The organism is Nonomuraea sp. NPDC049607, assembly GCF_040675375.1.
Classification (GTDB): Bacteria; Actinomycetota; Actinomycetes; order Streptosporangiales; family Streptosporangiaceae; genus Nonomuraea.
This window is the reverse complement of record NZ_JBFAOV010000001.1, coordinates 442,313-462,297: the sequence shown is the minus strand read 5'-3', so window position 1 is coordinate 462,297 and position 19,985 is coordinate 442,313. Positions and strand designations below refer to the sequence as shown.

At 65.4% G+C, this 19,985-nt stretch carries 22 protein-coding genes and 1 pseudogene; 8 read left to right on the top strand and 15 right to left on the bottom strand.

The window, feature by feature from the left end; genetic code table 11:
• Window positions 1–20: 20 nt before the first annotated feature.
• From AB0J97_RS02395 to AB0J97_RS02365, 7 genes are all read right to left on the bottom strand, one after another.
• Window positions 21–1,214, bottom strand: coding sequence for a site-specific integrase (locus AB0J97_RS02395; RefSeq protein ID WP_364084231.1), 1,194 nt, complete (start codon window positions 1,212–1,214; stop codon window positions 21–23).
• A complete protein-coding gene (locus tag AB0J97_RS02390) occupies window positions 1,214–1,453 on the bottom strand; it encodes a helix-turn-helix domain-containing protein (RefSeq protein ID WP_364083481.1) in 240 nt (79 codons plus the stop codon). Before AB0J97_RS02390 ends, AB0J97_RS02395 begins: the two co-directional genes overlap by 1 nt.
• Window positions 1,450–3,012 carry a replication initiator gene (locus AB0J97_RS02385; RefSeq protein ID WP_364083478.1) on the bottom strand — a complete coding sequence of 521 codons (1,563 nt, stop codon included), beginning with the start codon at window positions 3,010–3,012 and terminating at the stop codon, window positions 1,450–1,452. Before AB0J97_RS02385 ends, AB0J97_RS02390 begins: the two co-directional genes overlap by 4 nt.
• A gap of 56 nt (window positions 3,013–3,068) precedes the next feature.
• Window positions 3,069–4,490 carry an FtsK/SpoIIIE domain-containing protein gene (locus AB0J97_RS02380; RefSeq protein WP_364083475.1) on the bottom strand — a complete coding sequence of 474 codons (1,422 nt, stop codon included), beginning with the start codon at window positions 4,488–4,490 and terminating at the stop codon, window positions 3,069–3,071.
• An 88-nt stretch (window positions 4,491–4,578) separates the two neighbouring features.
• Entirely contained in the window at window positions 4,579–4,893 is a 315-nt protein-coding gene (locus AB0J97_RS02375) for a hypothetical protein (protein ID WP_364083472.1), read from the bottom strand.
• Window positions 4,890–5,150: a hypothetical protein gene (locus AB0J97_RS02370; protein WP_364083469.1), complete on the bottom strand. Its 261-nt coding sequence runs from the start codon at window positions 5,148–5,150 to the stop codon at window positions 4,890–4,892. The genes AB0J97_RS02375 and AB0J97_RS02370 overlap by 4 nt, the downstream gene beginning before the upstream one ends.
• On the bottom strand, window positions 5,150–5,560 hold the full coding sequence (locus AB0J97_RS02365) for a plasmid replication, integration and excision activator (RefSeq protein WP_364083466.1): 411 nt from the start codon (window positions 5,558–5,560) through the stop codon (window positions 5,150–5,152). Before AB0J97_RS02365 ends, AB0J97_RS02370 begins: the two co-directional genes overlap by 1 nt.
• Before the next feature lie 271 nt (window positions 5,561–5,831).
• Here AB0J97_RS02365 and AB0J97_RS02360 point away from each other — a divergent pair, with 271 nt between their 5' ends.
• Window positions 5,832–6,101, top strand: coding sequence for a hypothetical protein (locus AB0J97_RS02360; protein ID WP_364083463.1), 270 nt, complete (start codon window positions 5,832–5,834; stop codon window positions 6,099–6,101).
• Here the strand turns inward: AB0J97_RS02360 and AB0J97_RS02355 are convergent.
• The 5 genes from AB0J97_RS02355 to AB0J97_RS02335 all read right to left on the bottom strand — a co-directional run bounded on the left by AB0J97_RS02355 (window position 6,081) and on the right by AB0J97_RS02335 (window position 10,780).
• Window positions 6,081–6,911, bottom strand: coding sequence for an integrase (locus tag AB0J97_RS02355; protein WP_364083460.1), 831 nt, complete (start codon window positions 6,909–6,911; stop codon window positions 6,081–6,083). The genes AB0J97_RS02360 and AB0J97_RS02355 overlap by 21 nt on opposite strands.
• 3 nt (window positions 6,912–6,914) lie before the next feature.
• Window positions 6,915–7,739, bottom strand: coding sequence for a sigma-70 family RNA polymerase sigma factor (locus tag AB0J97_RS02350; protein ID WP_364083457.1), 825 nt, complete (start codon window positions 7,737–7,739; stop codon window positions 6,915–6,917).
• A 430-nt stretch (window positions 7,740–8,169) separates the two neighbouring features.
• On the bottom strand, window positions 8,170–8,577 hold the full coding sequence (locus AB0J97_RS02345; RefSeq protein WP_364083454.1) for an ATP-binding protein: 408 nt from the start codon (window positions 8,575–8,577) through the stop codon (window positions 8,170–8,172).
• Window positions 8,578–8,671: 94 nt separating this feature from the next.
• Window positions 8,672–9,514, bottom strand: a complete 843-nt coding sequence (locus tag AB0J97_RS02340; protein WP_364083451.1) for a Scr1 family TA system antitoxin-like transcriptional regulator — start codon at window positions 9,512–9,514, stop codon at window positions 8,672–8,674.
• A gap of 225 nt (window positions 9,515–9,739) precedes the next feature.
• Complete coding sequence (locus AB0J97_RS02335; protein ID WP_364083448.1) at window positions 9,740–10,780, bottom strand: hypothetical protein; 1,041 nt, start codon at window positions 10,778–10,780, stop codon at window positions 9,740–9,742.
• A 514-nt stretch (window positions 10,781–11,294) separates the two neighbouring features.
• On the opposite strand from AB0J97_RS02335, the pseudogene AB0J97_RS02330 reads away from it, so the two are divergent.
• Window positions 11,295–11,396, top strand: a pseudogene (locus tag AB0J97_RS02330) (IS481 family transposase); the annotation flags it as partial.
• A gap of 479 nt (window positions 11,397–11,875) precedes the next feature.
• On the opposite strand, the gene AB0J97_RS02325 reads toward AB0J97_RS02330, so the two are convergent.
• On the bottom strand, window positions 11,876–12,685 hold the full coding sequence (locus AB0J97_RS02325) for a S1 RNA-binding domain-containing protein (protein ID WP_364084228.1): 810 nt from the start codon (window positions 12,683–12,685) through the stop codon (window positions 11,876–11,878).
• A gap of 286 nt (window positions 12,686–12,971) precedes the next feature.
• Here AB0J97_RS02325 and AB0J97_RS02320 point away from each other — a divergent pair, with 286 nt between their 5' ends.
• Window positions 12,972–13,199, top strand: coding sequence for a hypothetical protein (locus AB0J97_RS02320; protein WP_364083445.1), 228 nt, complete (start codon window positions 12,972–12,974; stop codon window positions 13,197–13,199).
• Window positions 13,200–13,438: 239 nt separating this feature from the next.
• Here the strand turns inward: AB0J97_RS02320 and AB0J97_RS02315 are convergent, their stop codons facing one another.
• On the bottom strand, window positions 13,439–13,750 hold the full coding sequence (locus AB0J97_RS02315; RefSeq protein ID WP_364083442.1) for a hypothetical protein: 312 nt from the start codon (window positions 13,748–13,750) through the stop codon (window positions 13,439–13,441).
• 474 nt (window positions 13,751–14,224) lie between these two features.
• Between AB0J97_RS02315 and AB0J97_RS02310 the strand changes: the two genes are divergently transcribed.
• Window positions 14,225–15,424: a sensor histidine kinase gene (locus AB0J97_RS02310; RefSeq protein ID WP_364083439.1), complete on the top strand. Its 1,200-nt coding sequence runs from the start codon at window positions 14,225–14,227 to the stop codon at window positions 15,422–15,424.
• A gap of 23 nt (window positions 15,425–15,447) precedes the next feature.
• The gene (locus AB0J97_RS02305) at window positions 15,448–16,119 is read left to right on the top strand and encodes a response regulator transcription factor (protein WP_357693230.1); all 672 of its coding nucleotides are present in this window, start codon (window positions 15,448–15,450) and stop codon (window positions 16,117–16,119) included.
• A gap of 215 nt (window positions 16,120–16,334) precedes the next feature.
• On the opposite strand, the gene AB0J97_RS02300 is transcribed toward AB0J97_RS02305, so the two are convergent.
• Window positions 16,335–16,745 (bottom strand): hypothetical protein, encoded by a 411-nt coding sequence (locus AB0J97_RS02300; RefSeq protein ID WP_357693228.1) that lies wholly within the window; start codon window positions 16,743–16,745, stop codon window positions 16,335–16,337.
• Between the two features lie 544 nt (window positions 16,746–17,289).
• On the opposite strand from AB0J97_RS02300, the gene AB0J97_RS02295 reads away from it, so the two are divergent.
• The 3 genes from AB0J97_RS02295 to AB0J97_RS02285 all read left to right on the top strand — a co-directional run bounded on the left by AB0J97_RS02295 (window position 17,290) and on the right by AB0J97_RS02285 (window position 19,947).
• Window positions 17,290–17,850 carry a hypothetical protein gene (locus AB0J97_RS02295; RefSeq protein WP_364083436.1) on the top strand — a complete coding sequence of 187 codons (561 nt, stop codon included), beginning with the start codon at window positions 17,290–17,292 and terminating at the stop codon, window positions 17,848–17,850.
• Between the two features lie 343 nt (window positions 17,851–18,193).
• Complete coding sequence (locus AB0J97_RS02290) at window positions 18,194–18,763, top strand: RNA polymerase sigma factor (protein WP_357693224.1); 570 nt, start codon at window positions 18,194–18,196, stop codon at window positions 18,761–18,763.
• Complete coding sequence (locus AB0J97_RS02285) at window positions 18,760–19,947, top strand: CU044_5270 family protein (RefSeq protein WP_364083433.1); 1,188 nt, start codon at window positions 18,760–18,762, stop codon at window positions 19,945–19,947. Before AB0J97_RS02290 ends, AB0J97_RS02285 begins: the two co-directional genes overlap by 4 nt.
• The last annotated feature ends 38 nt before the right edge of the window (window positions 19,948–19,985 follow it).

The following is a 19,985-nucleotide window of genomic DNA, read 5'->3' as shown; positions in this document are numbered from 1 at the left end:
ATGGCCTGGGCTTTTGATCTTTAGTGGGCCTTGTTCTGGGGTCGTGCCCGTTGCGTGCCCGATGTGTTGAGGGCTCCCCTTGCCAACTCGTCGAGCTTGCGGGCTACCTCGCGTTGGCGTTCGTCGGTGGAGTGCTGGTAGATGAGGGCGGCGCGCGTGCTGGAGTGGCCCATGCGTGCCATCAGCTCTCGGATGGAGGCGCCGGCGCTGGCGGCGAGGGTGTTGCCGGTGTGCCGGAGGTCGTGGAAGTGGATCTGCGGTAGGTCGGCGTCCTGGAGTGCCTTGGCCCAGACGCGGCGGTTGAAGTTGGTGTTGCGGAGTGGGCCGTTGTCGGGGCCGACGAAGATCAGACCGTCGTCGCCATCCATGGCGAAGTACCTCAAGTGAGTCTTGAGCTCGTCGGTGATCAGGTCCGGGATGGCGACGGTACGTTTGCCCGCTGCCGACTTGGGGTCGGTGAAGGTGAGTCCCTTGCCGGTGATCTGGATGAGTTGCCGTTCCACCTTGACGGTTCCGGCGTCGAGGTGCAGGTCTCGCCGCTGAAGGCCGGTCAGTTCACCCCATCGCAGGCTGGCGAACGTGCCGAGGAGCACCAGGGCGCGGTAGCGAGGCTCGATCACTTCGACGATCCGGTACACCTGGGCGACCGTGAGGACCGGTCTTTCGGGTGACTTCTCCTGGCCTGCGCCTTTGATCCGGCATGGGTTCCGCTTGATGACCTGGTCGTCCACAGCTGTGGACAGAATCGCTTTGAGCAGCCGATACGCCTTGGCGAGCGTCACCTCACTGACGCCGTCGTCGAGCAGCTTCTTCCGCCATTGCCGGACATGCGGCTCCTTGATGTCGCTGAGCGGCTTGTCCCCGAAGGTGGGCTTGAGGTGCTTGCGGAACAGGTAGTCGTACAGCTCGATCGTGCGGGGGCGCAGCTTGGGGCGTTCCTTGATCCAGTCGGTCGCGTACTTGCCGAAAGAAATCTTTCCGGCGTCCGGGTTGATCCATTCGTCATCGAGAATCTGGGCTTCGATCCTGGTGAGCCAGACTTCCGCGTCGGTCTTGGTGGCGAACGTCTGCGGTGCCGGCCGATCGATCCCGTCCGGACCTTGATAGCGGACCTGGAAGCGGCCGGAAGGCAACTTCCGTACCCGTCCGAAACGCCGCTTGACGGGCTTCCTCTTGCTCGACTGGCGAGGCTTCTCCGCCGGGGTGTCGGCCATCACGCAGCACTCCCACGCCGCGCGCTGATCGGCTCGACGAGCCCGGCCGAGATGAACGCCTCAAGGGCTGCCTCCGGGATGCGGACGTTTCGCCCGAGGTGGACGAACGCGATGCGCCGCTCCTCGATCAAGCGGCGTGGGAAGCGGACGGAGGTATTCAGGCGTTCGGCGGCTTCCTCCACCGTGAGGAGGCGGCCCCGAGCCCACTCGGGAAGGAGACAGGTTGAGACATCGGTCATGCGGCCCTCCCTTCATGCTCGGTTGCCGAAAGATCTTGTCCACTTGCTCTGGCTTCCAGTTCTCGTAGGTGGGCGCGCCAGCGCTGGCGTTCGGCGACGCTGCGCAGTAGTCGCATGCCGACCGGGGCGAGGTCCGGGTCGCCGGGTTTGACCGGTCGCCAGACGTAGCGGTGTTGGTCGGTCGGTTCGTCGGTCTGGCCGAGGGCTTCCAGGACCCAGGTGCGGCGGTCCTGCTTGTGCTCGGCGAGTGTCTTGTTCGACCACTTACGGGAGACCAGGACGCGGCGGCCCGCGTAGCCGAGGTGTTCGGGCTTGTGGGCCTTGCTGCGGCACCGGCCCGGAGCCATTCCAGGCTTGGCGCCCTTGGGCTGGACGCCGTAGCGCAGCCAGTTCGGGCAGGTCGGTGAGCACGGCTCGTACCGCAGCGCCTCGACAAAACGGGCGGTGTGGTGCCTCTGCGCTGAGTTGTCGAGACCTTCGCCGAGGCTCTTGGTCAGGTACTTGGACAGGTAGCGGATGGACTGGTCGGCGTCGGGAGTGCCCGCGAGCACGCCCTTGACGTCCACCTGGTCGCCGAAGCGGATCATGTGCAGGGGTTCGGCGTCGAGGTGGTCGAGGGCCTGTTCCCAGGTGGGCAGGACCTCACCGGTGTCGGGGTCGAGGTAGCCGGCCTCTTCCTCCCAGACGGGCAGGTGCTCGCCTTCGAAGCGCACCTCGTCGGCCTGCGGCCACCAGACCTGGTGGTAAGTGGCAGCGGCGATCTGCTTGACCTCCGACCTGGGGAGCGTGCCGCGGATCGCCATGTGGAGATGTGGTGCGAGCCGCTTCTGTGGCTCCACCGTGGCGAAGTACTGCACGTCGTAGCCCGCCACGCGGCGGAGGTTCTGCACGAAGCGATCGACCAGCTTGGAGAAGTGCAGGGCGTCGCGGGCGGCCCGCCGGTAGTCGTACGTCTCCGGATCGACCGGGACGCCGTCGCGGACCTTGCCGTAGGAGGGCAGGGTGAGGGTGACGAACAGGGAGGGCCGGTAGACCTTGCCGTCGCCAGCCTCGAAGGTGCGCCCAAGGGTGGTACTGGCCATCTTGCGCTTTGGCAGGTCCGGAGCGTCCTGCCGCCGCCTCGTCGAGCGGACACGCTTGGGTGCCGTCCGGCCCACGACAGTACCTCGCATGCCCGCTTCGTTGATCTCCTCGTCGAGACCTTCGAGGACAGCGTCCCAGTCGTGAGTTTCCTCGCCCGCGCGTTCGGCCGCATCTCGTCGTGCCTGCATGTCGGCCCGGAACTCGACCAGCCAGCGTTGTTCCTCGGTGGCCGCATCGGGGGTGACGATGGGTTCTTCCGTGAGGTGCCAGCCCTCGCGACACTGTGCCATCCGGAGTTGCCGGTTGCGCTTGGCGCAGGAGGGGCACTTGCTCTCCAGCGTAGCCCCGCAAGGGACGTCGATGATCTCGTCCTTGCCGGTGACCAGGTCGAGCCGCCGCAGTGCGACGGGACGGACGCAGACGCCGTTGAGCTTGGCGACCTCTTCGGCGACCTCGCGGGCGAGCGGTTGCGCCATCCGGATCTTTCGGGGAACCGAGCGGCGGGCCGCATCTCCCCGGATCTGTGAACTGTTCAACGAACCTCCTCTCCGAACGTGGTGGCCATGTCGTGGATGTCGGCATCGGAGACGTAGGCCGCACGAACCCGCAGGGGATCCGGTGATGACTCCAGCCGGACGTATCCGACGCCCGCGCCGACCTCGGGCCTGGGCGAGATCTGATCGGCCAGCGCTCCTCTGTCACGGGCGCCCTCGCCGAGGACCATGTCCACCTGTTCGGACTCGTCCAGGCGGAGGGCGATCTTGTCGGGGAACAGGTTGCGGATGTTCATGACCTCCTTGCGCGGGTCCTGGAGTGCCGCGAGGACTCCGACACCGACCGCGCGGCCCTGGGTGGTGAGTGTGGCCAGCGCTGCGGAGATGCGGCGTCGCAGCTCCTTGTCCGGCTGGTAGGCGGTGAGGAACGCCACCTCGTCCACGACGACCAGGACGAACGGGTCGTCCACGGTGGGTGTGTGCGACCTGCGGTGACCGGCGAAGCGAGCGGCCCGGGACTGCATGACCTTGACCGCGTCATCGAGCAGGTCCGCGCAGTCGCTGGGGTCTGCTGCGTACCGGGAGCCGAAGAGCGTACGGCCGAAGGACAGCTCCATCAGCTTGGGGTCGAGCGCCCAGATCTCGACCAGCCCTGCCCGTACGGCCGGGAGCAGCCCACGGATCGCAGACCAGATGATCGACCCCTTGCCGGCCCCTGTCGCACCGGCGACCAGGACGTGAGTGCCATGCACCTTGAGCAGCCACGGCTGCCCGTCCTCCTGCTTGCCGATCTCGACTGGACCGACCGAGGCCGTCTCGGTAATCGGGACGGCAGGCAGGGGAGTGGCGAGCGGGTCGTTCCGTGGAAGGGTGAGCCGGAGCCGCCCACCTTCGATGACCGAGATGCGGCAGGAACTCGCGCCGAACCCTCTGGCTAGGTTGTCCGTACGGTCGGCCCAGTCCTTGACCGCCTGGCCGGTGAGCATGCGGACGGTCACCAGGTCGGCCCACGAGGTGCAGGTGACCTTGCCCAGCTTGGGCAGGTAGTCACGTCCCCGGATGTGTCTGCCGAGGCCGGAGACGATCATTACCGGTTGCCAGTGCCGCCGGTACACCGAGACCAGTCGCCACCAGGCGAGCAGCCGCCAGCCGATCCAGCGCATGAAGGTCGGCCGGTCGAGCATGCCCCAGCTGACGATCCCGACGAGTGCCGGTGTGACGAGGAGCAGTGTGGTGCGCCAGCCGTACAGCACCGACAAGGCGCAGGGGACGATGACGACCAGCACGGCGACCGGATGCCGCCACACGGTGAGGACCAGGCTCACCACGGCGCGCCAGCCGAGGATGATAAAGGTGATGATCGCGGGAGTCCTGACGACGGCGGGTCTGAACACGACCGCCGTGTCTGGCGTGGTGGAAACGATGCGGGACGGCTCTTCGCCGGGCATCTTCTTGAACATTAGGCTGGAGTCCTTCCAAGCATGTGGAGTGTGTGGAAGATCGAGGGGCCGCCGGAAGTGACCGCTTCCTGCGGCCCCGTCTTGCATGTCAGGCCACCGCTTCCGAGGAGCCCTCGGCCGGTGCGTCGAGGTGCAGTCGCTCGCAGTCGGCGAGGTAGCGAGCGGCGGCGTTGAAGATCTCGCGAGCGACACGCAGGTCCTCGCCGGTGACGTGGCCGGCCCCGGTGGTGGAGATCGATACGTTGGCCTCGGTGGACGAGATCTCCAGGTATGGCCGCGACTTGTGAAGCACGCTGGTGCGGACGTGCAGGTCGGCGGTGTGGAAGGCGATGTTGAGGCGCGGTGCGGTGTTCGGCTCCACCGTCAGCGTTACGTAGGTGTAGGGGCGGAGAGCAGCCGTCATGCCGCCACCCCGCGCCTGTGGATGCGCTCCACGCACCTGGCGAAGTCCTGGGCCTGTCGGGCGAGCTTGCGCGCGAACTCGACGTCGGCCGCCGTGACCTTGTCCGTCGAGCCTGTGGTGACCTGTACCTGCACCAGCCCGAAGGCCAGAGCCAGGACGGGGGTCCGCAGCGGGTAGGCGTGGTTCTTGGCGTCGGCGCCGGAGCTGGTGTTGAGGGTGATCACGCCTGTCGGGCGTGCCTGTGCCCGCCGCCCCATCAGGCCGCGTCCTTCGTGGCGGCGGGCTTGCCCACCGGCCGGGGAGCGCGCATCTCGCGGACTCGGATCGAGTAGGCGAGCCTGCCGTTGGCGTTGACGTACGGGGTGACGGTCATGTGGTCGAACTCGACCGGGGTGAACGGCAGCCCCGGCATCGCGGGCAGGGGAGCCGGCTGCACCGGGCTGAGGATCTTCACCGCCAGCGTCTTCTGTGCGGCCTTGAGCGACGGGTCCGCGTCCATGACCGAGACCTGCCAGACCAGTTCGGCGGTCTGCTTGTCACGGGCCTGGACGAATCGCCCGTTCGTCGAGGCGTCGAAGTCCTTGACCGGCTCGACGTCCCCGACGATGTAGCAGCCGTACGGGAAGACCATGTTGAACGTCACCGGGATCGGTCCCTGGAGTGCCATCGTCCACCACCTCCTTCGTCTATCCCCCTAGACAGTTGCGACTGGTTCGCTTTGAAGGACTGTCTAGGGGGCTATGCAGAGGACGATAGCCAGAGTCTCCCCCAACTGTCTAGGGGGGTAAACGCCATGGGGCGAGTTTTCGGAATGGCGATTGGAACGCTGCGGTGAAATGGTCGAAATTTCCGCTATGTTCTGGGCCCTGTGCTGGGATTATGCCCGTTGCATCTATATCGAGGCAGCTCTCCGTGAATGACAGAAAGGTGTGCCATTAATGGTGCTTCGTGGTGGTCCTAACCCCAGCCAGCAGCAGATCGTCGAGGATGCCGGGCAAGCCCATGCAGCGGGGCGGCGCGTCTTCGTCGCCCGGCTCAGCGCCTCTCTGGATAAGGCGTCTCAGGGGAGGAGCCTGCCCGAGATCGGTTCGCTCATCGAGGCGATCGAGGCTCACGGGTGGCGCTTGGAGCACATGGCCACCAGCGTCCTGCCATCCGCCTTCAACCTCCACGACAACATCACATGCCTATTCCGCCGCAGTGAATGAGACATGAGCAGCGGTGGCGTCGTCGTAGGTCTTGCCGCGCGGCCAGCGCTCCCCGTGCGGGTCGGAGTGCTCGGCGGCGCGGACTCTGGAGATGAGGTCCGCCGGCCCGTGCTGGTCGAGTGCGTCCAGGGTTTCGCGCCATGTGGCCAGGTGGAAGCGGTCGACGAGGCGGGAGGCGCCGTCGCTGAGGAGAGCGGCCGTGCGGACTCGGTCGGCGGGCATGTTGCCGGTAAGGGCCTGGTCGGCGGCGAGAGGGTCGGTGGCGGCCACCCAGAAGCCGCCGTCTCGGTTGCGGTAGGAGCGCAGGGTCTCGACGTAACGCCGATGGGCGGAGACGTGTGCGTCGCTGCCGGAGTCGAGGGCGTCCATCTCGGCCCTGTAGTGGGCGCCGACCTGGGCTTCCCGGTCATCGCAGATGACCACCGGCTCCGGGGCGCCGATGACGTCCAGGACGAGAACGGAGTCGGCCAGGACGAGCCATTCGATCAGCTCGTTCCTGCGGCGGAGCATGACGACGGTGGCCGAGGGGGAGCCGGGGTGGGTCAGGTCGCAGGTGTCGTCGTGGAGTGAGTTGACCGTCTTGATCGCTTCGGTCAGCAGTTCGGGCAGGGGGCTGGGACTTTTGCTGATCGAGGCGATGAGGGTGGAGCCGAGGGTGAGGGAGTACCAGGCCACGCCATGGGAGCAGCCGGAGTCGGAGCCGGGGGGTGTGCCTGCGCCATCGAGGAGTACGGCGGCGTCCGGGGTGGCGGCGACGAAGTCTTCGTTCGCCCGGCCGGGGGCTGCTTGGGTGGCGAAGGTGACCCGCACGGCTTACTCCTCTTCGTGCCGGTAGAGCGGGCTGGCCAGCTCGGCCTTGATGGGTTCGCCGGTGGACGGGTCGTACTCGACGCTGACCACCGTGGAGAAGCGCTTATCGCTGACCTGTCCCCACAGAGTGGCGATCTCGGTCTGGAGGAGCTGCACCACGCCGAGCGAGCCCTGTGGGTGGATGCCGGTGAAGATGAGCAGGCTGCCGTTGTTGTCCGGCCGTGCAAGCCGTCCCAGGTAGGCGTAGTCGACGGGCCGGGCGGGTTCGCTGTCGGAGCCGGAGCGGTAGATCGTGTCGGTACGGGTGTCATGCAGCGTCCAGACGTCGTCCTTGACCCATTTCAGGACCGGGTCGGACTCGTACAGCGCACCGGTGACAGGGGAGAGGCGAGGGCCGCAGAGGACCAGGAGGTTTGGGCGGTTGAGGTTGAGTTCGCCGTTGAGTGGGACGTGTTCCAGATCCATCGCCAGGTCGAAGCCGCGGACGAGGTCTTCCAGGCGCTTGGCGGCGGTGACGTCCTCCATCGCGACCACGGGGCGGGCGTTGTTCGCCTCGCGCTTGAGGGGGATGGCCAGGGTGACGGTGCCTGTTCCGAGGAAGGCGCCCTCAGGGGCCGGCCCGGTGTGGCGGATCTGGTGGATGCGTCCTCGGGTGAGTCCGGCTTCCTTGGCGATCTGGGCGTACGACAAACCCTGGGCGTGGAGGTCCTGGATCACGCGGCGGCGCAGCCGGGCCAGCTCGGTGACCTCCTGCTGTGCAGCATTGAGGCGTTCGGTCGCGACCCGCAGCAGTTGGAACGGGTCTTCGATCGCGGCAATGCGTTCCACGTCGCTCGACGGCACAGGTCCCCCCTTGATCACTGCACGCGAGTCTAGGCCCCTAGACGGTATGCCGTCTATCCCCCTTGACAGAACGAATTGTAGTGGTTCGCCAGTTTTTGAACTGACTGCACGAATCGCTGATCGCCGCTTGGGGACGCCTCTCGGGCTCATCGTGCCAGGCCCGTGAGCAGTGCGTGCCACATTGCGTGGGCTTGGGCGAGCCGCACTCGCCGGGTCTCTGCGGCCGCCAGGTCTCCACCTTGGGTGATGCGCCGGACGTAGCCCAACCCGCCGGCCTGGCACAGCTCGTAGTAGACCCTCTGGCAGGAGCAGGTCCAGTCCATCACGCGGCACCGCTCGTCCCACCGAGACGGGTACCAGTTGAGCTTTGCGCAATCACTCTGTGGCTGCGGCACATGCGGGGACGGACAGAGGCTCATGAGCAGGAGGCCGTCTGCGTCTGGTACCGCAGCACTGCCCAGACTGTCCGGCCGCCGTCATCACCCCACACACCCCAGTCGAGCGCCAGAGCGGAAACGAGCAGCAGGCCACGCCCACCCTCCGCTCCCATCGACGGACAGGAGACCTCTGGCGAGGATGACCCTCCCTCGTCGAGGACGCCGAGCCAGAGCCGGTCCGGGTGGGCTTGGACGGTGACCAGGAACCGGCCGCCGAAGCGTCCGCTCGCGGAGTGTCGTATCGCGTTCGTGGCCAGCTCGCTGACGACAAGCTCTGCCTCGTCGATGGTCGGGGAGCCTTGCAGGAGCGCGGTGACGAAGCGCCGCGCTTCCGTGATGGATGGGGCGGAGCCGAGGAAGTAGCGGGAGAAGCGCCAAGCCGACATGAAGGAGCTCCGTCGTCTAGGGGGCTATACATCGGATGGCGTCAGAGTATGAGCGAGCCTAGAAGTACCTCAAGCTATTCGACGCATAAATGCGTCACTTCTCTAGCCGCTTGACCAGCTCCCGGTAGTCGTCGGCGATGGTTCGTAGTAGTTCGCGGAGTTCGTCCCCGTACACCGCCACACCGGCGAACGCCTCGAACGTCCGGAGATGGGTGGCCAGCTCAGCGGGATCGGTCATAGTCAGATCCCCGGTCAGGCTCTCCACCACGCTCACAGCTCCGTCATAGATCGTGAACCCGTGCAGTGGAAACGCCGGCACCTGCACGGACCACGGCACGACCCCGAGCTTCACATGCGAGAGCGTGGACACCTGAGCTAACCGATCAAGCTGTGCCAGCATCAACGAGGGCGGCCCTGGCCACGTTCGCACGGCACCTTCGGTCAGCAGAAACGAGAACTCCCGGCCTGCATCGAAGAGCAGGGCCTGAGCCTCCACCCGCACAGACGCGGCCTTGGCGACCTCGCTCTCTTCGGCGTGATGGCCCACAGCGAGCGCCAACCGCGCGTACTCAGCAGTCTGCAATGGGGCAGGAATCATGGCCGCCTGGAAGCAAACGAGTTGCCGCCCCGTCCTCAGCCGTGCAGCGTTCGCTGCCTCCCGGCCGGCGAGCCCACCCTTCAACTGGGAGATCTCCTCCCGAAGCCGAAGGAGAAGAGCATCGAGCTCGGCCCTACCAGCACCATCCAAGCCGAGTGCACCGACCAGGCGCTCTACCGTCTCGGGTGTCGGAAGCAACTGCCCGGTCTCAATCCGAGAGATCGTAGGCTGTGCTACCTGTACCCGCACCGCGAGATCCTTGCCAGTGAGGCCGGCCTCCCGCCGTAGCCTCCGCAGCAACTCACCCAGAGCCCTCAACCGATCCCGCCGCTCATCCACAGGGAGCGTTCTACCACCCGCCCAGCTCGAAGCGCCGACACATGCACAGATGATCAATGTCTCCACAGAGGCCAGCCGCCCGCTGGGCGACCCGGCGGTCCGGGCGGGCGTGCGGCCTCTCTAGCCGGTCCCGCTCGGCCACCCCGCCGCACCAATGAACGCACGCAGAACTGTGCGCCAGGAATCTGCCGGCCCCACGGAGAGCCGGGCAAGTCGGTAACGGTCTTAATCGCGAATCAGGACGCTCCCCAGAGAAACGGTGTCGCCAGGGTTTAGCCCGAGATCGCGAATTCTGTGCGAGGTTCCGGATTTGACATTGACTCGATAATAGCCGAATGATTCGCTCGACTCAGGAGTATCGGCTTCGACGATGTATTCGTCATTAGTCAGCCAGGCGTGGCCAGTCGCATCGCTCGGTTCCGACAGAAGATGAAGCTTGAGCTTCTTGGTAACCTTGCCGGTCATGGCGTCGCGGGCGACAATATACTCATCGCCATCGTCGAAGTTGGCCTGTATCTGAACGATGGATTGGCCATCGGGGGAGAGGCTTCCGGTGAAGTCGGCTCTCCATTCGCTGATGGCGGCGCCATTGCGCTTCAAAATGGTTACTGTGCTCGCCTCGTTGGAGTCGGAGCACGTTCGTTGTGCCGCTATCCGGGCTGCATCCTGGCTTATGCCGAGGATTGCACAGAATCCTTGAATGCTGGTGGTCTGGCCAGTGGCGAACTCTGTGACAAGCACGCGAGGTTGGTCCCCGGCGAAGGACACAGCAAAAAATTCACCGTCCGGTGAGATTTCTAGGCTGCGTAAGTCATCTAGTGCTTGGGCGTCGAGGCGCGGGGAGATCGGCTTTAGCTGTGCTGTCGGCAGATCCCAACTTATAAACTGCATGTATTTCTTGCTCAAATAAGCAATGCGGTGGCCATCGCGAGTGATTCGGAGTGCGACGTTGCGGCCCTCGGTATCACTTAGCTGTACCTGGCTTGCCGCGTCATAAAGCGTGATGTCGCTTGTGCAATCGTCATCGCTGACGCTAACTCCTCTTCGGTAACCGCCGCAGCCTGCCCCATGCGGGATGCCAATATCTTGCCTTCCTCTGCCGAGCTTGTAATTGACGCGCAACCGCCACTCGGTGCAAGCTATCAACGGAGACTTGACTTCTTCGTCCGTTGGATTGGAAGGTTGGCTAGGGCATTTCGAATCATCGGGAATAAACGCGTATTGTACGGGTGGATCAAAAGGCTCTGGCTTCCACTCCCGTGCCACCCGTGGTGGGGGGTCCTGATTTGTATAAAGTAAGTAAGCTCCGAGTATGCATATACATAGGAGGAGAACGCCGACCAACCTTCTCAGCTGGCGTATCGGGCTATCTTGTGACTCGTGAGGCGGCAAGTCGAGTCCATCAGCATCGGGCCCATTCCTGTTGGTGGATGTGCTCATGATCTTCACGCCTCTCCGTTCGATAACGATCGACACAGTAAGCGAGTTCAGTAACGGGTGGATCACGGGGCGGGTCACTCTGGCATAAAGCGGAGAGGAGTTGGCGGTGGAGAGCCTTGTGCAAGCATGGACTCAGCTACTCCTCTGTAGAGAATGACTCCAAGCATGATGAGAGTGATATGAGCGTGACGGACGGATGGCAGAGTTGGTACTCGATGGCACGCATGGTTTCGATCAGGAACTGCGTCGAAGTGAGCTAGAGCCGTGGTGACCGCTCACTTCGGTGCTCGCTTTCCGGGCTGGGGCGATCGGCTGCCGTGGCCTTCTTCATCGGGCCTTGCCGACCTGGTTGCACACCTAAAATCACCACCGCGGCCACACGGCGCTGAACGGACTACCAGCCGCCAGTCGCGTCCCCACCCTCACAGGACAGAACATCTAGCCAGGGCAGTCGGTCCGCTTGAAAGTGGGCAGTCCCGTAACGCACATCGCTTTGAATAGCGCCAAGGTCGCATGTCTCGTCATAGACCGTGCACTGCCGAGTTGTTCTTTTAGGTATCAAGCGGCGGCGCGGCGCGCCGCCGTACCCCCGGCCCTCCGCCCGCCCGCCGTCCGGGCGTGCGGCCTGGGGGCCGGTCCCGGACGGCGGCGGGACACCGGGCCGGGCACCGCACGCCGACCCCGCCGTACCAACCGAACGCGCCGATCAGAGTTGCCACGCCGCCGCACAGATGCAGCCCTACGATCGCCACAGCATGGCTGAGCATCGACGCTGGCTGGGGGCGATCGAAGGTCCAGGACTTCGTTCCTCAGCCCCGGCCCACCGGATAGCGGGCACCTGTCTGTACGTACCCCACCCTTTCAGAGAGGCCGGCGCGCTCGTATCGGTCCCGGAGCGCGCTGTCCCCCGTTCAGGTGCCATCAAGGCGACAGAGGATCAGAACCAGCCTTCTTACGGGAGAGGAGCAATCGGCGGGCGTCGCGATCCAGGCTGATGATGGTCACCGTGACGTGGTCGCCGACCTGAACGACCTGTTCGGGAGCCTCGACAGGCATGGAGACGAGCTCATCCAAGGGCACCAGGCCCTCGATGCCTTCTACGACTCTGACGAAGACTCCGAACGGGACGAGCTTGGTTACGGTTCCGCAGAACTCTTGTCCCTCGCGAGCCGCGTCGGCGAACTCCTGGAAAGGATCAGGCTGAAGTGCGCGAAGGGAGAGCCTGGCTTCGCCCTGGTGGGTATCGGAGCAGAGAACGGAACAGGTGACCCGCTGCCCTACCTCGACGACCTCAGAGACCTCATCGAAATGTCGCCAGGACAGCTCGGGGATCGTGATGAAACCTACTCCTGGATAGATGGGATGGGGCGGCCCATCATCCAGCGCCACGAACACACCGAACCGCTGCACGTCCGCCACTTCGCCGCCGAGTACCTGGCCAGGGCGGAGTCCTTTCAGGAATGCCCAGAGTTTGGGATTCTCGGTCGCGGCCAGGGACAGGCCGATCCTTCCCCGTTCCTCATCGACATCGATCGCTTCGGCGGTGACGCGCCGGCCGACCTGTATGACCTCATCCGACCTGCGATACCAGGAGACGTCCAAAGGCCCGATGTCCGCCGATGCCAGACCCAGCCGCCCGTCGAGCCTCACCGAGACCCCGTGAGGACGTCCCACCTGCGTGATTGTCCCCGAGACGCTGTCGCCGACCCGAACCGCCCTCAAGATCCCCACTATGTCCTGATCGTTCGTCGGCCTGTCCACACTGCTCACTTTGTCATGGCCGCGGTGAGGCCACCCGCCGCAAGCACAGGGCCATCAGCGGGCCATTGGGAGGGGCGACGAGGGGTCAACCACGGTCTCTCAGGACTCAGCTCAGCGCCTCATCAAGCTGTGATCGATGCAGTGCCCGAGCTGACAGCACGGTTCGATTCCCGTCATCCGCCCCAGAGAAGAAGACCGCTCCGAAGGCGACAGTAACCGGGAAGATCGGACAGGGCAGGTCTGCGATGCTTCGGATGTGGAGATCAACGCAATAACCGAGGATGAGATCGTCGTCATTCTGAGCCGCGACGATGTCTCCCTGATCAACAACGCGCTCAACGAGGTCTGTAACGGCATCCACCTAGATGACGCCGACCTGCATACGCGCATGGGCTTCCACAGAGACGAGATCCAAGCCATTCTCAAAACGGTCAACCGCGCGGGTCGTCAGATGAAGGAGCTTGGAGACAGACGCAGGTCCTAGGCACACCCCCTACTCGCACGGCGTGCCCGTTGCGTGCCCGATGGGATGGGAAACGGGGGGGAACAGCGGGGAGTCACGGGGAACGCGATCAGAGCGTGGAGCTGCGTCTTCGCAGGTCGAGCATGATCTGCGTGCGTCTTTGCAAGCAGGATGTCAGGAGTTCGAATCTCCTAGGCTCCACCAGCCAAAACGCCGCTTCTCTGATCATGAGAAGCGGCGTTCGTGCCATTAACGTGCCATTAGCCTATGGCGATCTTCTTTTGTTCGGCTTCTACGCGGGCGCTCTGGGCATCGGCGATTCTCTGGTCCGCGTCGCGTGTGGCGTGCTGGTAAATCAGCGCCGCTCGGTCGCTGTCGTGTCCCATGCGCGCCTTCAGGTCGGCCAGGCTTGCCCCTGACTGTGCCTGGTACGGCCAGCCGGTGCACTCGCTGTATTCGGGGCTCATCGGCCCGGCTCTCGAAAACTGGCGTACGAGGGGCTTGTGGATCGCCCATACCTGCTCGAAGTCTCGTGGCGTCATGTCCAGGTTGCAGGCGGTGGCCAGGCCCATCTTGGCGTTGTAACGCTCGCTGAACTCAGCCGACGTCTCCGACGCATCGCGTTGGAGACGTCGGGGACTGCGTCGGTGACGGCCGAGCGGTCACCTGCGGCGATGCCGGCGATGAGCCGTGCCGTGAGCGGCCAGATGTCGGAGGACTGGATGGCGAGGGCGGTGAAGTCGCTGCCGGCGACCTTGCCGCCGTCGATCTTGAAGGGTTCGCTCTGGAGTTTGTCGCGCAGGGCCAGGAGCCGTGATCGTACGAAACCGATCCGGTCCCGGCAGAGGTCTTGCCGGGAGCGTCGCCGGGCACGGTGACCGTACTGGTGTGACCGCAGGTGTGGAGGTCGTGATTTACATCGCACCGTACGGCTCCGCCCGAGGTCACTGCAGGTACGTCGAGGGCCGAGGTAGGCAAAAGCCCACCCAGAAGAGTCCTGGTGCCCTCACTGCTCGTAGATCACGAAATGCGTAGCATCTCCCGTTATGTACGAATCGGCGGCGCTGGCCGCGTTGCGAAGCTCTCCCGTGCGGTTCTGGTTCACGCGCTGGCCCTGGATGTCGCTGAAATATCTGGCGATCGGCGCCGCACTTTGCCTCGTGACCTTGTTGGCCTTCACCTTCATCGGCACCATTCCCTACTGGGTGCACTGGCTCGCCACCGCTGAGCGCCGCTGGGTGCGGCTGGCCGGGTTCCGGCCGATTCCCAGCCGCCCGCCGGGAGCCGGGCTCCCCGGCCTGCAGGAGCCGTTGCTGTGGCGTGAGATCGCGTTCGCGCTGGCGCACATGCTGATCGGCTGGGTCTCCTTCGTCGCCCTCTTGGTAGGGCCCGTCTTGGTCTTCGCGGCGATGGTGTCAGTGTTCGTGCTGGCGGGCGTGGATGTGCCGCTGATGCGGGAGCCCTCACAAGCGCCGTTGCTGGCGCTGGTGGGGCTGCTGATCGTGGTCGCCTCGCCGTACGTGGTGACGCTGGCGGCCTACGCGCAGGGAGCGCTGGCCATGGCATTGCTTTCGCCCCGGGCCGAAGAACTGCAGGCGCAGGTGGCGTCGTTGGCCAGGGCCAACATCGCCGAGCTGGAACGATTCGAGGGCGAGCGGCAGCGGATCGAACGCGACCTGCACGACGGCACCCAGCAGCACCTGGCCACTTCGGCGATGCGCCTGGGCATGCTCGAACTGGAAGTACGAGAGATGCTCCCGCCAGGGCCGGAGCAGGACTCGGCGCTGGAGTCGCTGGAGGCGGTCAGGAGAGAGAACGAACTGGCGCTGGACACGTTGCGCGACGTCGTACACGGGCTACGGCCACGCACGCTGATCGACGACGGCCTCGGCGCCGCCCTGCGCGAGCTGGCACGTCGCGTACCCGTCAAAACCACCGTCGACGCCGAGGGCGTCGGGCGCTTCTCCCTGCCGGTGGAGTCGTCTCTGTACTACATCGCCAGCGAGGCCGTCACCAACGCGATCAAGCACGCTACGCCGGACCACATTCACATCGAGCTGGCAGAGACTTCTGACAGGATCAGGCTGACGGTGTCCGACGACGGCCTCGGTGGCGCGAATTCGGCGCACGGCACTGGGATGGTCGGCATGTACGAGCGGGCCGTCCTGCTCTCAGGCGAGCTCATCGTCGACAGCCCACCGGCCGGGCCGACGAGGATCATCGCCGACATCCCACGTCCGTACTGATCAACATGACGCACAATGGCACCATGCGTGTAGTGATCGCCGAGGACGCGGCCCTGATGAGGGAAGGCCTGGTAGCACTGCTGCAACGCTTCGGCCACCAGGTCGTGCACGCGGCCGAGGACGCGGACGAACTGCTGGAGGCCGTCGCCGGCCACCGCCCCGACGTCGTGATCACCGATGTACGGATGCCGCCCCGCAACGTCGACGACGGACTGCGGGCCGCACTGGCGATCCGCGCCGAGCATCCGGACATCGGCATCCTGGTGCTGTCGCAGTATCTCGGTGACGCCTACGCGGCCAAATTGATCGCCGAGCCCGCGAACGGGCCTCGCCGTGGTGGCGCCGGCTATCTCCTCAAGGATCGCGTCGGCAGGGTCGCCGACTTCATGCAGTCCCTCGACGTCATCGCAGGCGGCGGCATCGTCATCGACCCCAAGGTCATCGGGCACCTCATGTCCTCCGGGCGCCCGCACGCGCTCGACATGCTCAGCGAGCGCGAACACGAGGTCCTGGGCCGGATGGCGACCGGGGAGAGCAACGCCCACATCGCCGCAGGCTTGCACGTCACCGAGGGCGCGGTCGTCAAGCACATCGGCAACATCTTCGCCAAACTTGGCCTCCAAGCCCAGGACGGCAATCGGCGCGTCCTGGCAGTCCTCACCTACCTCCAGGCGGCCCGACCGGAAGATCCCTGATCAGGTCTCCGGCGGCGGTGGAGTGGCGGCGTTCGGGGAGCGAGACGGGACGGCTTTGAGGGGGTCGGATTGTGCGTTTGGGCGCGGCGGCGTGCTCCGGACCTTCTGCCTGTTCGCCGTATCGACGGAGCGCATGGGCCGGGATTGTGACGTCGCCGCGCAGACGCTGTCCTGCGATCGCACATGTGGGGCTGGCCACTTGTAGAAGTGAAAGGTCAGCGCTGGCCCACTGAGCCGGGTGGCTGATCGTCGTATGGGTTCGGCTCCCGCCACCATGTTTCGTCCTCGTCCCATTCCGTAGGCTCGGCCCACTGCTGGGCGCGCAGGACGATCTCGGCGGGAAGGCGTACAGAGTGGTCTCTTACATAGTGGGCCAGCCCTTGCGGCCACAGGAACACGCCGTCCGTGAGCTCCAGATTGCCGCTGGGCTCGTTACAGATCCGGCATGGTGAAGGGCCTGTTGCTCTGTAGGGAGCCTGTTGACCGCTCTCCAGGTAGAGAGCGAGCAGGTCGCGCTCCTCGGGGTCCCAGTCGGGATCGATCAACTCGTGCGGACGAGGCCGTTCCGGAGCTTCGGGACTCCACCAGTAGCCGATCATTCGCGCCGAGCCGTGGGCATCCACCATGAGGAGATGTTTGCAGATCAGGACTGGTCTTGGCCTCGTAAAGTGTCAGTCGGCGGGTGAGCTTGGCAGAATGAACCGGTGCGGCAGCCGGGCGAGGACGAGGCGCGAATGGGGGCTTGGCGGCTACTGCATGGGGCTTTGGAACGTTTGGCGTGGCCGGCGTCTGATCAGATCGCGTGGCTCGGATCCGTGATGTGCCCTGATGAGCTTGCTCTGGATTTCGATCACGCGTACAGGGTCTCGTGGATGGCGCGGGAGGCCGGCTGGATCGGCGACGAGCTGTCCGGGCATCTGGATGAGATCGATCGGCTCCTCGCAGAGTTGACGGAGGAAGGACCGGAGCCGTGGACCTCCGAGGGGCTGCGGAGTCATCCCACTTGGGCGCGTTTGAGAGTTCTCGCGGGTCGCGCTCTGAAGCTCATGCGTGCGGCTCCGTGGGCGAATGGATCAGAGCTCTGATCGTCGTGCCGTTACGACACGAGTTCACCGCGGCGTGCGGCCTGGGGGGCGGTTGGTTCCGGATGGCTTCGAAGGAGTTGCCGGCGTGTGGCCTGATCTGTGGACGGTCGTAGGAGAAGCTGATCGAGCGCGATGGGACTTTGCGCCGCTTGAGCGTGTCGGTCCACTGCGTTTCGGCATGAGCCCGCAGGAAGCGATTGCCGCGATGGAGGTACGGGGATTCACCTCCGATGCCGTCTCCCAGGTCGGTAAGGTCGGCCCCTTCGAACAGCTGCGCACGCGCTTTCGCGCCGCGGACGCTCCGATGTACCGGGTGGATGTGGTGGCCTACTACCTCGGCTCGAAGGGACTGACCTGTGTTGTTGCCGACGCCTTGTCCGGACCTCAGGTCTCATTGGACGGGATCCGGCTCGTAGGTCGGCTGCCTTCAGAGCTTTCGGCCGAGCTCGGCGCCTACCTGGAGGGATCCGGCAGAGAAGCGAGCTTCACCGCTGAGGGTGACATCGGCTCAGAAGAGCTGGGGATGATCCCTCGTGCGCAGCGAGCCGGCGACATCCTGCTCACCCGGCTGATTCTTGGGAGGCCCGACGACTGGGCCAACACCATGGACGACTGCATTCCGGCCGACGAGTGGCGCCTGAACTGAACCCCGTGTGAGACGTTCGTCTGCGGTCCTGTTCCTCGTCGCAGCATGGACACTGGATGTCTATCTCCATCCGGTCAAGGATCTCTATCCCGTGATCGGCGACCGTGAACTCCACTATGTCGCGATACAGGCGTGTCAGTCTGTGGCGCCGTCTTCCATACCGGGCGAAGTACTGGTCGATGGCGGTCACAGCTTCCACGTCCAAGGTCATGCCGGCTCCTCTGCTGGGGTCTCGCGATGGTGCGCGTTCAGCTGATCATGATCGAAATCCCTGCGGGGTGTAAGAAGTCGGGCGGTTTGCGCACTTCCCTGGTAGTTGCCCACTGAGGGGAAGGGAGGACGCATGATCGAACCTGGTCTTCGTGACCGGTTCACCGTCTTGTACAGCTCCTGCTATTCGAGCGTGTACGCGTACGCCGTCAGCCGTGCGGGGCGGCAGCTCGCGGAGGAGGTGGCGAGTGAGACGTTCTGTGTCGCGTGGCGGCGGATCGACGACGTGCCGGACGAGGCGCTTCCGTGGCTGCTCGGCGTCGCCCGCAACGTGCTGCGGGAGTCCTACCGGGCGGAGGCCCGGCGTCAGTCGTTGGAGAACGAACTGGCGGATTGGAGTTCGGCCACGGAGCTGACGGTGCGCGACGTCGCCGAGTCGGTCACCGAGAGGGCAGCCATTTTGCGGGGGCTCGCTGCGCTCTCCGATGAGGATCGTGAACTGCTCACGCTGGTCGCCTGGCATGGTCTGCGAGCCGCGGACGCGGCGAAGGTCGTCGGCTGTTCCACGGCCACGTATTTCGTCCGGTTGCATCGCGCCCGACGCAGGCTCCAGCGTGCACTGGCCGCCGCAGAGCCCCACGCGAGCACAGGCACTGTGTTCTCCTCCCGACCGCTGCCATCTGCAAAGGAGTCCACCCGGTGAAGAAGACCGATGTGATGAAGTCGCTCGCGGCCACTCGTCCGGCGTCGCTCAAGCCGGCGGACGATCCGGAACGGCTCGATCGGATCATCGCGGCCGCGACCGCGCGGCCGTCCACGGAGGTCGGGGGGACGGACGCGCCGGAGCGCGTCCCAGCTCGGCGGCGGCGCCTGCTCTCTCCTGGCCGCTCTCTGCTCGGCCTGGCCGCGGCCGCCGCCGCGGTGGCGGTCATCGTCCCCGCGACGTCGTCCGACAGGACGATCTCTGTCGCGCCTCGGCCCAGTACGTCGGTGTCCGTGACGGGCGAGCCGACCGCCCGGCAGATCCTGCTCGCCGCCGCCGTCGCCGTGGAGAAGGCCCCGGCGAGCGGCGACTACTGGCGTACCGCGACCGTCGACCGGTGGATGTTGACCGACCCCACCCGCAGCTACGTCCTTGAGGGAGGACGCTCCAAGGAGGTGTGGCTGGCGAAGCGGCCGGATCTGCGGAGCTGGCGCGTCTGGCAGGACCTCGGCGTCAAGCCCGCGACACCACAGGACGAGGCCGCCTGGCGGGACGCGGGGGCGCCCACCAGCTGGCGATACCCCAAGGACATGAGGACGGAGAACCTGTTCTCCGTCCCGTCCAAGCCGCTGGAGACGGCGGCAGGCGAGCGGACCGGCGAACAGCTTCACTGGAAGATGGTCGGTGAGCTCGCAGGGAAACCGTTGACCTGGGAGGAGGCGAGCGCGATCCCGAGCGATCCCGAGCCACTCCGGACCTACCTGGAAGAGCGCATCGGCAAGCTGGACCTGACCGGATCCGGCATGGACGTGGAGGAGGCGAAGGCGCACATCCTCCTCCGGAACTGTGTGGACATCATCAGTACGCTGCCGGCCTCGCCCGAGACCCGTGCGTCCGCGTACCGGATCCTTGCGTCGCTGCCCGGCATACGGGCTGAGGGGGAGATGACCGATCCGCTGGGCCGGCGCGGGGAGACGCTCGCCTATCAGGAGGAGATCGAGCCGGGCGTGTTCGCCCAGGTTCAGCTCGTGGTCGACCCCGGCGCCGGTCAGCTTCTCGCCGAAGTGCGGACGAACACCACCAAGCTTGAGAACGGGCGGCGGGCGGAGCTGCGTCTCTCGACCTCGTTCCAGGCGATCGGCTGGACCGACGAGCGTCCGGAACTGCCAGTGAAGAAGGACTGACTCACTTGCGGCGGGCAGGGCCGGAAGAGGGGCGGCGG

Excerpts from the sequence above, each read along its gene's own strand:
- AB0J97_RS02395 (WP_364084231.1), bottom strand. The coding sequence starts at position 1,214 with ATGGCCGACACCCCGGCGGAGAAGCCTCGCCAGTCGAGCAAGAGGAAG.
- AB0J97_RS02390 (WP_364083481.1), bottom strand. The coding sequence starts at position 1,453 with ATGACCGATGTCTCAACCTGTCTCCTTCCCGAGTGGGCTCGGGGCCGC.
- AB0J97_RS02385 (WP_364083478.1), bottom strand. The coding sequence starts at position 3,012 with ATGGCGCAACCGCTCGCCCGCGAGGTCGCCGAAGAGGTCGCCAAGCTC.
- AB0J97_RS02380 (WP_364083475.1), bottom strand. The coding sequence starts at position 4,490 with ATGTTCAAGAAGATGCCCGGCGAAGAGCCGTCCCGCATCGTTTCCACC.
- AB0J97_RS02375 (WP_364083472.1), bottom strand. The coding sequence starts at position 4,893 with ATGACGGCTGCTCTCCGCCCCTACACCTACGTAACGCTGACGGTGGAG.
- AB0J97_RS02370 (WP_364083469.1), bottom strand. The coding sequence starts at position 5,150 with ATGGGGCGGCGGGCACAGGCACGCCCGACAGGCGTGATCACCCTCAAC.
- AB0J97_RS02365 (WP_364083466.1), bottom strand. The coding sequence starts at position 5,560 with ATGGCACTCCAGGGACCGATCCCGGTGACGTTCAACATGGTCTTCCCG.
- AB0J97_RS02360 (WP_364083463.1), top strand. The coding sequence starts at position 5,832 with ATGGTGCTTCGTGGTGGTCCTAACCCCAGCCAGCAGCAGATCGTCGAG.
- AB0J97_RS02345 (WP_364083454.1), bottom strand. The coding sequence starts at position 8,577 with ATGTCGGCTTGGCGCTTCTCCCGCTACTTCCTCGGCTCCGCCCCATCC.
- AB0J97_RS02315 (WP_364083442.1), bottom strand. The coding sequence starts at position 13,750 with ATGGGCCTGGCCACCGCCTGCAACCTGGACATGACGCCACGAGACTTC.
- AB0J97_RS02310 (WP_364083439.1), top strand. The coding sequence starts at position 14,225 with ATGTACGAATCGGCGGCGCTGGCCGCGTTGCGAAGCTCTCCCGTGCGG.
- AB0J97_RS02305 (WP_357693230.1), top strand. The coding sequence starts at position 15,448 with ATGCGTGTAGTGATCGCCGAGGACGCGGCCCTGATGAGGGAAGGCCTG.
- AB0J97_RS02300 (WP_357693228.1), bottom strand. The coding sequence starts at position 16,745 with ATGGTGGATGCCCACGGCTCGGCGCGAATGATCGGCTACTGGTGGAGT.
- AB0J97_RS02290 (WP_357693224.1), top strand. The coding sequence starts at position 18,194 with ATGATCGAACCTGGTCTTCGTGACCGGTTCACCGTCTTGTACAGCTCC.